The organism is Thiobaca trueperi (assembly GCF_004342175.1).
In the GTDB taxonomy this organism is placed as follows: Bacteria; Pseudomonadota; Gammaproteobacteria; order Chromatiales; family Chromatiaceae; genus Thiobaca; species Thiobaca trueperi.
Genome location: NZ_SMAO01000002.1, coordinates 78,538 through 91,851, shown reverse-complemented (window position 1 = coordinate 91,851; position 13,314 = coordinate 78,538). Strand labels below are relative to the sequence as shown.

Here is a 13,314-nt window from a genome sequence, read left to right as displayed (position 1 = left end):
GATCCCACGGGGTGGCATCAGCCGCAATCCCCGGCATCGCCCTGCCCTTCGCTCAACCCCGCCGTTCTCATCTGCGTCTTGATCGCCGCAATCCGCGCCGCGCGAATGCGCTCGGGGATGAGTCGCGGCTCGCGCGCCGTCCGCGCAATGGCGCCGACATCCAGCGCGGCGACAGCTTCGAGCAGACCGCGCAGGATCTCGCCCTGCGGATAGTGACGCTCCGCGTAGCCGGTGCGACCGCGATAATCGGCCTCGCAGGCGGTCAGCATCTGTCTGAAACGCTCGGGCCGGCGGAAGGCGTCGCAGCCTTCGAGCAGATCCAGGATCGTCCCCGCGCGCAGTTCATCAACCGTGTGCACCAGTCCGTGATAGCGCGCCGTGATGCGTGCCAGATCGCGGCAGCGGGTCGGAATCCTGAAGCGGTCGCACACGGCTTCCAGCAGCCCGACGCTGCGCTCTTCGTGGCCGCTGTGACGGGGCAGGATGTCCGCCGGTGTCGTGCCCTTGCCCAGATCGTGACAGAGCGCCGCGAAGCGCACCTCCAGGTCGGGGGAAAGGCGCGCGGCCATATCGACGACCAGCATCGCATGCACCCCGGTATCGACCTCGGGATGCCATTTCTCCGGCTGCGGCACGCCCCACAGACCATCGACCTCTGGCAGCAGCCGAGCCAGCGCGCCGCCTTCGCGCAGCACCTCGAAAAAGCGTGACGGGCGATCCTCGCCGAGCGCGCGCGACAACTCCTGCCACACCCGTTCGGGCACCAGCGCGTCCACCTCGCCGGCTGCGACCATCGCCCGCATCAGCTCGCGGGTCTCATCCGCGACCCGAAAGCCCAGATCGGCAAAGCGCGCGGCAAAGCGGGCCAGCCGCAGAATCCGCACCGGATCTTCGGCAAAGGCCGGCGAGACGTGGCGCAGTACGCGCGCCTGGAGGTCGGCCAGACCGCCGTAGGGATCGATGATGCGGCCCGTTTCATCCTGCGCCAGCGCATTGATGGTCAGATCGCGGCGCAGCAGATCCTGCTCAAGGGTGACGGACGGATCGGCATGAACGGAGAAGCCGTGATAGCCGGGCGCGGTCTTGCGTTCGGTGCGCGCGAGGGCGTATTCGTCTTTGGTATCGGGATGCAGAAAGACCGGGAAATCCTTGCCAACCTGCTGAAACCCCCGATCGAGCAGATCGCCGGCGGTCGCGCCAACCACCACGAAATCGCGCTCATGCACCGCACGACCGAGCAGACGGTCACGCACCGCGCCGCCGACCAGATAGATCGTCAAGTCCTGCGTCGCCGGCATGATGCGCCCCTCCTCAATTCAGCATTCAGCGGCGCGGGATTATATCCGGCGCCGGGTTGCGGTTAGAATCCATGTCAATCTACTCATCATGGAGGCACGACGATGCGATTTTTCGGTTACCTGGTTCTGTTCGCGCTGCTCGGCTATGGCATCTGGCCGTACACCAGCGTCTATCGACTCGACGACGCCATCAACCAGCCCGGCAGCGCGCCGCTTGCCGCCTTCGTGGATCTGCCGGCGATTCGCGCCAACTACAAGCGGCGGCTTGCCTCGGGTGCGGATGCGATGTTTCCGTCCGCCGACCCGGACAGCGTCATGAACTGGATCCGCCAGAACGTCGAGCGTCTCGGCGAATCGGCGCTGGAGCAGGCCATCACCCTGGACTGGGTGCGCGACACCCTGCGCAATGCCGTCACGCAGGCCACCGGCCAGACCCCGCCTTATCTGCTGGCCGGGATCGATTTCGCCTTTTTCGAGTCCTATAACCGCTTTCTGATCCGCATCGGCGATCTGGGACAGGGCGCAACCCATGTCCGGCTGTCGCTGGTCGGCAGCGAGTGGAAGATCACCGACATCATCCCCTGACCTTACTGGCAGGGCGCCAGCGCGCTGGACAGCATGCCCATCGCATCCCACGGCGTCGGCATGGGCATGCCGCCCCAGCCGCCGCCGGACTTGAGCCGGATGGCATATTCGGCCCACTGAAGCGGTCGCGGCAGATATCCGGTCTGGGCGGCGAGCTGATGCAGTTCGCCGACGAAGGCGCGATCACAGAGGGTCTCGGGAACCGGGCTGGCAATGCAATAATCATGATGCATGCAGGCCGCGTCGAAGACATCCACTGGTGGCAGGGCGACCGATGCCGGATGACCGGGGCCGCACCAGTTGCCGTAGAGCGGCAGACATTTGAAGGCATGGGCAGCGCCTGCCGGCAGCAAGGACAAGGCCAGCAGCCAGACGGCAACCCGGAACCCCGATCGATCAAGACACTTCAGCATGGACAGATCCCCTGAGAGACGAGTTGTCAGCCTATTGTGCCCGCCCCGCGCCCCGCCGCAAGTACCAACCAGTGAATCGGCAAACCGCCAATATCAAATTTTCATGGAATTTTGACAACGATGACGACTCTGCACCCTCGTCTGATCTGGATCCTGCTGGCCGTGGTCAGCGCCTTCATTGCCCTGACGAGCCTGATCCTGACGCCCTGGCTGGGTCTGGAGCCCTGCCATCTCTGCATCTTTCAGCGACTGCTGTTCATGCTGCTGGCGCTCTTCGCGGGTCTCGCCGCCTGGGCGGCGCAACCGGGCGTTCCGCGCCTGATCGCAAATCTGCCGGCTACGGTCTTCCTGCTGCTTGCCGCACTCGGCAGCGGCGTGGCGGCTTGGCAGAGCTGGCTGCAATGGCAGCCAGCGACCGACAGCCTGTCCTGCGTCGGCGCGCAACCGGGACTGATCGAGCGTCTGGTCGAATGGCTCGGCCAGGCGCTGCCGTCGCTCTTTCTGGCCAGCGGATTCTGTGAGGACAAACAACTGACCATCTTTGGCCTGTCCCTGGCGAATTTGGCCTGGATCGCCTTCACCCTGAGTCTGGCGACGGCGATCTGGCTGCTCTGGCGGAGCGGGCGCATCCCCCGCGCCTGAACCGCCTGCCCCAAGGTGACCGGGGACCGCCCGCCATGCCGGGCTGCTTCACCTGGCCTTTTGCGCCGACTGGATCACCAATCTCCTGGCCGTGCGCTCACGGCCCGGATTCACCACGGGAGGCACCGCATGACCTTCGCGCACGGCTACCCCTTCGATCCATCCTACGGCCACGACCTGGAGCAACTGCTCGCGGTCGCACCGCCACCTGAACCAGCGGATTTCGCGGATTTCTGGCGCGCCCGTTGCGCGCGCGCCCTTGCGGTCGATCCCAATCCACGGCTGCGCCCGTCCAGCCTGAGACATCCGCGATTTCGCGTCCTTGATCTGGAATATGACTCCACCGACGGTTTCGCGATTCGCGGCTGGCTGCTCACCCCGCTGCATCAGCCGCCGCGACGCGGACTCCTGCTCGGCCACGGCTACGGCGGAATCGACCACCCGCCGCTGGAACTGCCGCGCGAGGATACCGCCTATCTCATCCCCTGCTTCCGTGGTCTCAGTCTCAGCCGCCGCCCGCCCATCTCCGAGGATCCCAACTGGCACGTCCTCCATGACATCCATGACCGTGATCGCTACATCCTCGCCGGCTGCGTGGATGATATCTGGACCGGCGTCAGCGCCCTGTCGCAACTCTGTCCCGAACTGGAGGGCCATATCGGCTATGCGGGGATCAGCCTTGGCGGCGGGCTCGGTGCCATCGCGCTCGCCTGGGATGCGCGCATCGGGCGCGGTCATCTCAATGTGCCGACCTTCGGCCATCAGCCACTGCGGCTCGATCTGCCGACCACCGGCAGCGGCGAGGCGGTGCGGCGCTTCGCCCACGAACAGGGCCGGATGCCGGATGCGCTGAACTATCTGGACGCCGCGCTGGCCGCCCGTCACATCCGCCAGCCCATGCATATCGCCGCCGCGCGCTTCGACCCCGTCGTCCCGCCGCCTGGACAGTTCGCGATCCACAACGCCATTCCCGGCGACAGACGGCTGCTGGTGCTGGAGGCGGGTCATTTCGACTATCCCGACCGCGTGCCGCAGGAACGCGGGCTCATGGGCCAGCTCTGGGCCTTCTTCGGCCCACTGTGAGCGAACATCGGGTTCACTCAACTGCAATCTTGCCCCACTAAACTGCGTCCAGTGCGACAGGCGATGTGTTGACATGGGCCATAACCCGATGAACCGCGAATATCACCGCTGGTACAGCCACCGGCTGGGGCGGGACATGGAACTGCTGATCTTCGGTCACGCCGGTGCCAAGGTGCTGGTGTTCCCGACCCGCGACGGGCGTTTCCATGAGTACGAGGATCTGCATCTGGTCGATACAGTCCGACACAAGATCGAGGCCGGTCAGCTCCAGCTCTACTGCGTGGACAGCATCGACCGGGAATCGCTCTACTGCTTCTGGAATCATCCCGCCGACCGCATCCGCCGGCACCACGCCTTCGAGGATTACATCCTGAACGAGGTGCTGCCGCTGATGGCGAGCAAGAATCCGCATCCCTGCACCATCGCCCACGGATGCAGCCTGGGCGCCTTTCACGCGGTCAACATCGCCTTCCGGCACCCGCATCTGTTCCACAAGGTCGCGGCCTTCTCCGGGCGCTATGACCTCGGCCTGAATGTCGAATCCTTCCGCGACCTCTTCGACGGACACCGCGACGAGCTGATCTATTTTCATACCCCGACTCAATATCTACCCAATCTGGGCTGTCCGGAGCGGCTGGCGGCGCTGCGGCGGATGGACATCGTGCTGGTGATCGGCAATGAGGATCCATTCCTCGACAACAACCGTTATCTGAGCCGGACGCTCTGGGACAAAGGCATCTGGCATGCACTGCACGAGTGGGACGGACGCGCCCATCAGGGTTATCACTGGCGGCGGATGGTGAACCTCTATCTCTGATGACGCCGGGTAACGTGTCAGAAATTAATCCGAGGCAGAGATCAATGACCGAGAGTCACTCCCTGATCGAAAAGAAACGCGACGCCTTGCGCGAGGGCATCGTCGGCATGTCCAGACTGGTCGAAACGGCACTGCATGGCTCGCTCGACGCCCTGCGCCGACAGGATTTCACTCTGGCGCGTGCGGTCATCGACGCCGATGCCACCATCAATCAGGAGCGCCGCGCCCTGGAGCAGCAGGCGCTGGTGGTTCTGGCCGCGCATCAGCCGGCCGGCCCGGATCTGCGCCTGATCGGCGCCTCGCTCGACATCATCACGGAAATGGAACGCATCGCCGATCACGCGGCGGACGTGGCCGTCATCCTCCTGCGGACTGAGGGGCAGTCCCTGCCAGACGCACCCGTGGCGCGCATCGTCGCCATGGGTGAGCTTGCCGCGACCATGTTCACCGATGTCATGGCGATCTACGCCAGCGGCGCGGACGCCATGCGCGCCCGCTCTGCCGTCGCCAGCGAGGCGTCCGTCGATCGCCAGGAGCAGCAGGCCATCCAGGAACTCGCCGCCTGGATGTGCCAGTCCCCACAGTCATCGCTCATCGGCATCAAGCTGGTCTGGATCGCCCACCACTACGAGCGCGTCGCCGACCGCGCCACCAATATCGCCGAGCGGCTGGTCTTCGTCGCGACGGGCGAAACGCCCGATCTCAACTGACCGGCCAGACTCAGTCAGCACAATGGACGGATTTGCGCAGCGTCAGGACCGGCGCGGGGGAATAAGCATCCCCCGCGTCCTCATTCGGCCACCACAAACCACTTCAGCAGGATTGCGTAAAAGGCGTCGGGGTCGATGGGTTTGGAAAGAAAGTCGTTCATGCCCGCCTGCAAACAATGCTCGCGGTCTTCGGCGAAGGCATTGGCGGTCATGGCGATGATCGGGGTGTCGGCATGCTGCGGCAGGGTGCGAATCTGGCGGGCGGCTTCGAGTCCGTCCATCACCGGCATCTGCATGTCCATCAGGATCAGGTCATAGCCGTTATGGGCTGCCAGTTCCGTGGCCTGAGCCCCATTGGCAGCGATCTCCGCGCTCAACCCCGCCTCCTCCAGGAGAAATTTCATCACCTCCTGATTGATCGGATCGTCTTCGACCAGCAGCACACGGCGAGCGCTGAAATCACGCACCAGCCGGTCACAGGCATCGCCCGAGTCCGGCGCGTCAGGTTCGATCCGATGCGCAGCGGATGGCACCTCGAGACGTGCGGTGAACCAGAAGGTGCTGCCCTCGCCCAGGGTGCTGGAGACCCCGGCCTCGCCCCCCATGAGATGGGCCAGACGGCGCGTAATGGACAGACCAAGCCCGGTGCCACCGAACTGTCGCGTCATGGAATTGTCGGTCTGTTCGAAGTCGGCGAACAGGCCACTGATCGCCTCGGGCGCGATACCCACCCCGGTGTCCACCACCTCGAAACAAACGACAGCCGCGTCCAGGGTCTGCTCAATCACCCGCGCCCGCAGCGTCACCGCGCCGGTCTGAGTGAATTTCACCGCGTTATTGGCATAATTGAGCAGGGCCTGCTGCAAACGGGTCGGATCGCCCACCAGGGGCACGGACACCTCATCCACCCTGGTGGTGAGACGTAGCTGTCTGGCGTGGGCCTGGGGCGCGATCATCGTGACGACATTGGACACCACCGTTTCGATGCTGACGGGGAGCCGTTCCAATTCCAGCCGTCCCGCATCGATCTTCGAGAGATCGAGGATCGCATTGATGACCTCCAGCAGATGCCGGCCAGCGGCATCCAGCTTATCGAGCCAGACGGCCTGCGACGCCGTGACCCCGGAGGTGCGGATCATGTAGGCCAGACCCGTGATGGCATTGAGCGGGGTGCGGATCTCGTGGCTCATGTTGGCCAGGAACCGGCTCTTGGCCTGACTCGCCACCTCGGCCCGCTCCTTGGCCTGGAACAGCTCCAGGGTGCGCGACTGCACCAGCTCTTCGAGGTGCTCGCGGTGCTGTTGCAGTTCCCGATTGTTCTGCTGCAACCGCAGACCGGTCAGCCCCATCTCGCCGATCGCCTGCGCCAGACGGGTCAGAAAGTCCATCATCGACCGCACCTGCGGCTCGGTGAAGATGGGCGCCTCAACCAGCGCCGCCAGATAGGCCCGCTCATTGAAACCGAACTCATCCGCCTGGCGGCGAAAAGAGTCGAGATCCGGCGGCTCGAAAAAGAACTGTCCGGTAAATAAGTTGGCGACATGTTCGCCACCGACGCGGATCGGCACCGCGACATCGACCAGACCATTCTGGCAGCGATAGACATTGTAGCTGTCCCCGCTGCGCAGACGCCCCGCCAGCAGGGTATCGCTCTGACGGCAGCGCGCTGCGGTCTGCGAATTGACACGGTGGAACTGGGTGCAGATCCGCTGCCACCCGGTCGCGACCAGGATCGTCCCCTCCAGATCGAGGATCGCGGTCACCGCGCCGGTCAAGGCCGTGAAGCTCTCGCAGAGCCCCCGCAGCTCGCCGATATCAACCAGATCGACAAATTTCATCTTGATCCCTCGCGCGAGCCATCAGAAAGCCGAACCGTCGCGCGGGAACTCAGGCGTTCTCACGGGCGGCGTTGATCTTGATGCAGGGTGAAGCGTACATGAGAAAGCCGAATTTCACAGCCCGATGGTCGTGACCAGGCACCGACCGGAATCTGGCCGGGCGGGATCTTCGTCCCCGGAAACCGCTTAATGCAGAGATTGCTGTGCCGCTTCCCCGATCAGCGTCAGCGCCTCCTCGAATTCGAAGCGGTTGATCAGTTGCTCGATCTGGATAAAGCGTTCGCCCAGATCGGCGTGCAGCACGGCCTTCTCGGTGCGGACCAAATCAATCGCACGGGTGTCCTGCCGGCCAAGCAGTGCCATCAGAAGGCAGTGGATCCGCTCGATGCGCTGCGGATCCGCGCTCACCTCCCGAGCGGTCTCGGCCACGCCAGACCAGACGGAAGAGCGCGCGTCGAGACGCTGCTCCAGGGGCTCGAAAGTCGCCTCGATCATCTCGATGAGATCCTGCACCTGATCGTCGATGAGCGCCGTCCCGGCGCACAGGGCGGCGTCCAGACGGCTGGCAGCCCTGGCGATGTCGTGCGCGCCGAGGGTGGCCGAAACGCCTTTCAGTGCGTGCACCAATGTCTGAATCCGGCTGCGGTCACCTGACTCCAGCGCCTCCTTCAACAGCGAGGGGTCGCGGCGATGGGTGGCGACGAATTGCGCCACCAACCCCAGATATCTGGCCGGATCGCCTCCCACAACCGCCATGCCTTGAACCGGATCCAGACCGGGCAGCGCCATCAGTTCACCGCAGGCCTCATCCTCCTGCATGACTTGATACAACGCATCATGACCCTTGTCGGCGGTATCCAGCCCCAAATCGACCGCTTGCAACAACTCCAGCGCCGCCGGATGCGCGATCCGGTCATGCCGCCCACGCTGGAGCCGGACCGTGAGCCAGAAGCGGCTTCCCTGCCCCGGCGTACTCTCGGCGCCGGCCTCGCCGCCCATCAGTCGCGCCAGTTGCAAGGTGATGGCCAACCCCAGACCACTGCCGCCATAACGCCGGGCCGTGGAAGCGTCGGCCTGCTCGAAGGCGCGAAAGAGTCCCGCCAGCTTGTCCGCCTCAATGCCAACACCGGTATCCTCGACCTCGAAGCGCACCAGCAAACCCTCGGCGTCCTCGTTCAGCAACCGCGCACGCAAGGTCACGCTGCCATGCTCAGTGAATTTGACGGCATTGCTGGCGTAATTCAGCAGCGCCTGACGCAAACGGGTCACATCGCCTGTCAACCAGCGTGGCACTCCCTCATGACTCACCGTCAGGCTCAGCCCCTTTGCGCGCGCCGACTCGGCGATGAGTGAACGCACCTGATTGAGCAGGACCGGCAGCAGAAAATCCGAGCCTTCCAGCCTCAAGGTGCCGGACTCCATCCTGGAAATGTCCAGGATATCGTTGAGGATCCTGAGCAGATGGCGGGTGGCGGTTTCAATCCGGGCCACACGTTCGCTCTGGCGGGTGTTCAGTCCATCGCGTCGCAGCAGATGGACAAGACCCAGAACGGCGTTGATCGGCGTGCGGATCTCATGGTTCATGTTGGCGAGGAAGGCATTTTTGGCGCGCGTCGCGCTCTCGGCGAGTTCGGCGCGCCGCGCCAGTTCGCGCTCGATCTCGCGCTGCGGACGAATGTCGCGTGCAAACCCGACCGTCCCGATCACCGCACCGTCGGTGTCGAAGATCGGCGCCCTGACGATTTCGTACAGACCGTCCGAACCCTTGGGATCCGGCTCTTCAAAGATCCCTGGCTGACCCTTGGTCATGACCTCGGTTTCCGCCGCCCGATAACGAAAGGCGATCACGTCTGGCCAGAGAGCGGAATCGGTCTCGCCGATCAATTCATCCACGGCTCGCCCGTGGAATTCGGCATAGAGACGATTGACGGCGAGATAATGACCACTCCGATCCTTCATCCAGGCCAGATGAGGCAGATTGTCGAGGAGCGCCTGGAGCACCTGGCTCTGCCGGCTGATCTCTGCCGTGCGCGTCGCCACGCGCTCTTCCAGATGCGCCCGATGATGCTCCAGCTCGTCGATGAGGCGCCGCTTCTCCGCCGCATCTGACGCCAACCGCTTGATCATCTCGTCGAACTCATGCACCAGAACCGCGATTTCATCGTTGCAGGCATGACGCAAACGCGCCTGACGATCATCGCGCGGGGCGACGGTCATGACGTGTAACGTGAGCCTTGAGATCGGACGGAAGACGGTTTGTCTGAGCAGCAGCAGCAGCAGAATCAGGACCGCACACCCGGCCAGGCCGGTGGAGAGATTCGCCAGACGCAGCGCATCCTCGCCGCGCTGCGTGATCAGGCGCGGGGTCTCGACCACCAGCGTCAGCACCGCCTGCCCGCTGAGATCCAGGAGCTGGGTCGAAGCGATGAGGGAGTCCGTCTCGGTGCGCAGGGCGATGGGGGTGTAATGGATCGCGCCGAGCGTTGCAAATGCGTCATCCGCTGCGCCGACGGCAGTTTGCTGGACGCGCAGCTGGATACGGGTTTGTGTGGCGATCCGCGCAATCGCTGCGTCGTCCAGCCGCTGCCCCATGATCAGATTGCCATGCGATGGGCCGGCGCCTTCATTGGTGAGGATGGGGTGCGAGACGAACAGGACCACACCCGCCGGGGACATGAGAATCCCGGATTTCAAATCCCGTGCCGAGGCATCCTGCTGGAGTGGGTGCGAAAGCGGCAGCAAGCGGGGCAGGAAGATCTCCATCGGCAGCCTGTCCTGAGCGCCCGCATTGATCGCCACCCCCTGGATCCGTTCGCCCTCAAGCGAGTGGAAGGCGATCAGATCGATACGCAGATTACGGATGGCGTCCAGGCCCAGGTTGTCATCGACGTACTGCGGATTGCGGTCAAGCATGAAGCGGTAGGTTTCGTCCCAGCGCGCCCAATCGGCGACCGAGGAAGCCAGGAATTCCAGCTCTTTTGCAATCGCCTCAATGGCCCGCTCCAGATTTTTGGCCGCCTGCTCACGCTCCAGCTCGACGAAGCTTGGAAAGATAACGTGGCGCTGAACGAGATAATCGACACCGGCAAAGCCTGCCAGGACAGCCAGCATGAGCGAAATGACTTTGGTGGTCAGCGACATCGTGGTTGGGACTGTCGAGTCAGGCTGTTGATTGAGTTGTTATTGGAACACCGTTCGCGAGATGCCGGTATGCATCACGCGAAATAAGCCGGAAAGGGCGGCTCAGCAGGCACAAAGCGGAACGCGCGTTCTGCTGCGCCCATGGCACTGGCGCGCCTCCTGAGCAGTTGGATCAACAACCTGAAGCAAGCGTCTCTTTTGACAGCCATTCCGTCTACCTGTATAAATACTAACAATTCTTGTTTGGGATCAATTCAGTATCCCGCTTACCTTGAAGCTATCAGGAGACCCTGGAAAGATGACACGACACACCCTGCCAGCCGCCGTGGCGCTCGCCCTGGCCACTCAAACCTCCGCCTTCGCTGAAAGCGTCGATGCACGTCTGAGCCGTCTGGAGGCTGAAAATCGTGCGCAGGAAGCCGCGCTCAAGCGCCAGGAGGCGACCATCGCCGAACAGCGGGCGATGATGCAGGGCGCGCCCGGTCGCGTCAAAGAGCTGGAAACCGACCTTGAACAGAAGGCCGCTGGAGATGGCGGTGCCTGGTATCGCCACATCGAGATCGCCGGTCTGATCGAGGTCGAGGCCAATTACACCTCACCCTATGAGGGCGGCAGCGAGAGCGACATCCGGCTGGCGACCTTCGAGCTGGGTATCGAGTCCCAGGTCAGCGACTGGGTCAAGGCCGGCGCCTCGCTGCTCTATGAGCAGGATGAGACCGATCTGGAAGTGGATACCGCCTGGATCACCATTGCCAACCCGGAACGCACGCCGGTTTTTCTCACCGCCGGCCAGCTCTATGTCCCCTTCGGTGCCTATGAGAGCAACCTCGTCTCCGATCCGCTCACCCTGGAAATCGGTGAGAGCCGCGAGACCGCGCTCCAGCTTGGCTTCGAACACAGCGGCTTCTCGGGCAGCGCCTATGTCTTCAATGGCGACAGCAACATCAACGGCAAGGATCGGATTGGCAGTTGGGGCGCCAATCTCGGTTTCGCGCAGGAAGGCGAGGGCCGCGCCTGGTCCATCGGCGCCGGTTATATCAATGACCTGGGCGACTCGGACAGCCTTCAGGATCTCATCAATGACAACCGCGTCGCGGTCCTGGAGGAGCTGGCCGAACTGGGTGAGGATCCGGCTGATTTCAGCATCGACCCGACGGATCGCGTCGGCGGCTGGACGGTCAACGCCGCCGCGACCTTTGGTCCCGTCAACCTCATTGGCGAATATCTCTCGGCCACCGACGACTTCGATGTCAACAGTCTGAGCTTCGGGGATCAGGGCGCCAAACCCTCCGCCTGGAACATCGAGGCCGGCTACACCTTTAACGTGCTGGGCAAGGAAACGGTCGCTGCCGTCGCCTATCAGGGCAGTCGCGAGGCGCTCGCGCTCGAACTGCCCAAGGAACGCTGGCTGGTCGGCTGGTCCATTGGCATCTTCGACAAGACCTCGCTTTCATTCGAATGGGCGCACGATAACGATTACAGCCGCAACGATGGCGGCACCGGCAAGTCAGGCAATACCCTGACCGCTCAGTTGGCGGTCGAGTTTTAAGTGAACAGACAGGATTTTTCAGGATGGGCAGGATTTTTTAACCGCCTGTTTTTAATCCTGTTAATCCTGTCTTAAAGAAAATTCCCGATCCAGTGCAACAGCTTATAAGTCCCGAGGCCGTTCGTTGTCGTTGTCGTAATCGAAGATTCGCAAGCCGAAGACGACAACGACAACGATCAGAAACGGTCTCGGAACATCTGCACTGCTGCATTAGGCATCGGGTTTCCAGGCATCCTCCCCGCTTCAGTCAGGTTAGAGACACCAGTCATGCGCAAATCGCTTATCGCCATCTCGCTGTTGCTGTGCGCCTCCCTGGCGCAGGGCGCCGAACCGCTGCGGGTCTTTGTCAGCGTCCTGCCGCAACAGACCTTCGTCGAACGCATCGGCGGCAGCCATGTGGTCGTGGAATCCATGGTCAGGCCGGGCTTCAGTCCGCATACCTATGAGCCGACACCGAGCCAGGTCGCCAGACTGGCCGAAGCGGATCTCTATGTGCGTATCGGCATGCCTTTCGAGGATGCCTGGATGGAGCGTCTGCGCGCCGCCAACCCAAAGATGCGGATCCTGGATGCCCGTGACGGAATCACCCTGCGCGAGATGGCGGCGCACGATCATGACGATGAGGCCGGGGCCGAGGGACATGCGCATGCATCCGACCATGAGCATGACCAAGAGCACGAGCACGAGCACGATGAAGCACATGATCATGATCAGGCCCACAACCACGAACACGCCGAAACCGAGCTGGATCCGCACATCTGGACCAGTCCGGTTCTGGTCAGACAGATGGTCGGGAATCTCCGCGAGACGCTCACCGAGCTGGATCCCGCCCACGCGCAGGATTATGCCGCCAATCTCACCGCCTTCAGCACCGAGCTGGATGCGCTGGATCGGGACATCCGCGCCGATCTTGCACACCTGACACAGCGCCGCTTCATGGTCTTTCATCCCGCCTGGGGCTATTTTGCCGAGACTTACGGGCTCACCCAGATCCCCATCGAAAAGGCCGGCAAGGAGCCGGGACCGCGCAGTCTGACCGCACTGATCGATCAGGCCCGCCGCGAGCAGGTGCGGGTGATCTTCGTTCAGCCGCAGTTCCCACGCAAAGCGGCGGAACAGGTCGCCCGCGCCATTGACGGCCGCGTGGAGGTGATCGATCCGCTGGCACCGGATTATGTCGGGAATCTGCGACAGGTCGCGCGCGTGATCGGCTCATCGGAGCCGTGAGGCGAGCCAGC

The 13,314-nt window shown here is 63.3% G+C and carries 11 protein-coding genes; 7 read left to right on the top strand and 4 right to left on the bottom strand.

What is annotated here, in order from left to right; genetic code table 11:
* Nucleotides 1–17: 17 nt before the first annotated feature.
* Nucleotides 18–1,298: a multifunctional CCA addition/repair protein gene (locus tag EDC35_RS03690; RefSeq protein ID WP_279387968.1), complete on the bottom strand. Its 1,281-nt coding sequence runs from the start codon at nucleotides 1,296–1,298 to the stop codon at nucleotides 18–20.
* A gap of 102 nt (nucleotides 1,299–1,400) precedes the next feature.
* On the opposite strand from EDC35_RS03690, the gene EDC35_RS03685 reads away from it, so the two are divergent.
* The gene (locus EDC35_RS03685; RefSeq protein WP_132975870.1) at nucleotides 1,401–1,883 is read left to right on the top strand and encodes a DUF2939 domain-containing protein; all 483 of its coding nucleotides are present in this window, start codon (nucleotides 1,401–1,403) and stop codon (nucleotides 1,881–1,883) included.
* A 2-nt stretch (nucleotides 1,884–1,885) separates the two neighbouring features.
* Here the strand turns inward: EDC35_RS03685 and EDC35_RS03680 are convergent, their stop codons facing one another.
* The gene (locus EDC35_RS03680; RefSeq protein WP_132975868.1) at nucleotides 1,886–2,296 is read right to left on the bottom strand and encodes a phospholipase A2 family protein; all 411 of its coding nucleotides are present in this window, start codon (nucleotides 2,294–2,296) and stop codon (nucleotides 1,886–1,888) included.
* Nucleotides 2,297–2,416: 120 nt separating this feature from the next.
* On the opposite strand from EDC35_RS03680, the gene EDC35_RS03675 reads away from it, so the two are divergent.
* The 4 genes from EDC35_RS03675 to phoU all read left to right on the top strand — a co-directional run bounded on the left by EDC35_RS03675 (nucleotide 2,417) and on the right by phoU (nucleotide 5,548).
* Nucleotides 2,417–2,938, top strand: coding sequence for a disulfide bond formation protein B (locus EDC35_RS03675; RefSeq protein ID WP_132975866.1), 522 nt, complete (start codon nucleotides 2,417–2,419; stop codon nucleotides 2,936–2,938).
* 129 nt (nucleotides 2,939–3,067) lie between these two features.
* Nucleotides 3,068–4,021, top strand: coding sequence for an acetylxylan esterase (locus EDC35_RS03670; protein ID WP_132975864.1), 954 nt, complete (start codon nucleotides 3,068–3,070; stop codon nucleotides 4,019–4,021).
* Nucleotides 4,022–4,094: 73 nt separating this feature from the next.
* A complete protein-coding gene (locus EDC35_RS03665; RefSeq protein ID WP_243651402.1) occupies nucleotides 4,095–4,838 on the top strand; it encodes an esterase family protein in 744 nt (247 codons plus the stop codon).
* 44 nt (nucleotides 4,839–4,882) lie between these two features.
* Entirely contained in the window at nucleotides 4,883–5,548 is a 666-nt protein-coding gene (gene phoU / locus EDC35_RS03660; protein WP_132975862.1) for a phosphate signaling complex protein PhoU, read from the top strand.
* An 80-nt stretch (nucleotides 5,549–5,628) separates the two neighbouring features.
* On the opposite strand, the gene EDC35_RS03655 is transcribed toward phoU, so the two are convergent.
* Nucleotides 5,629–7,386 (bottom strand): PocR ligand-binding domain-containing protein, encoded by a 1,758-nt coding sequence (locus EDC35_RS03655; RefSeq protein ID WP_132975860.1) that lies wholly within the window; start codon nucleotides 7,384–7,386, stop codon nucleotides 5,629–5,631.
* Nucleotides 7,387–7,572: 186 nt separating this feature from the next.
* Nucleotides 7,573–10,527 carry a CHASE4 domain-containing protein gene (locus EDC35_RS03650; RefSeq protein ID WP_132975858.1) on the bottom strand — a complete coding sequence of 985 codons (2,955 nt, stop codon included), beginning with the start codon at nucleotides 10,525–10,527 and terminating at the stop codon, nucleotides 7,573–7,575.
* Nucleotides 10,528–10,825: 298 nt separating this feature from the next.
* Here EDC35_RS03650 and EDC35_RS03645 point away from each other — a divergent pair, with 298 nt between their 5' ends.
* A complete protein-coding gene (locus EDC35_RS03645) occupies nucleotides 10,826–12,076 on the top strand; it encodes an LbtU family siderophore porin (protein ID WP_132975856.1) in 1,251 nt (416 codons plus the stop codon).
* 267 nt (nucleotides 12,077–12,343) lie between these two features.
* Complete coding sequence (locus EDC35_RS03640) at nucleotides 12,344–13,303, top strand: metal ABC transporter solute-binding protein, Zn/Mn family (RefSeq protein ID WP_132975854.1); 960 nt, start codon at nucleotides 12,344–12,346, stop codon at nucleotides 13,301–13,303.
* Nucleotides 13,304–13,314: the final 11 nt, after the last annotated feature.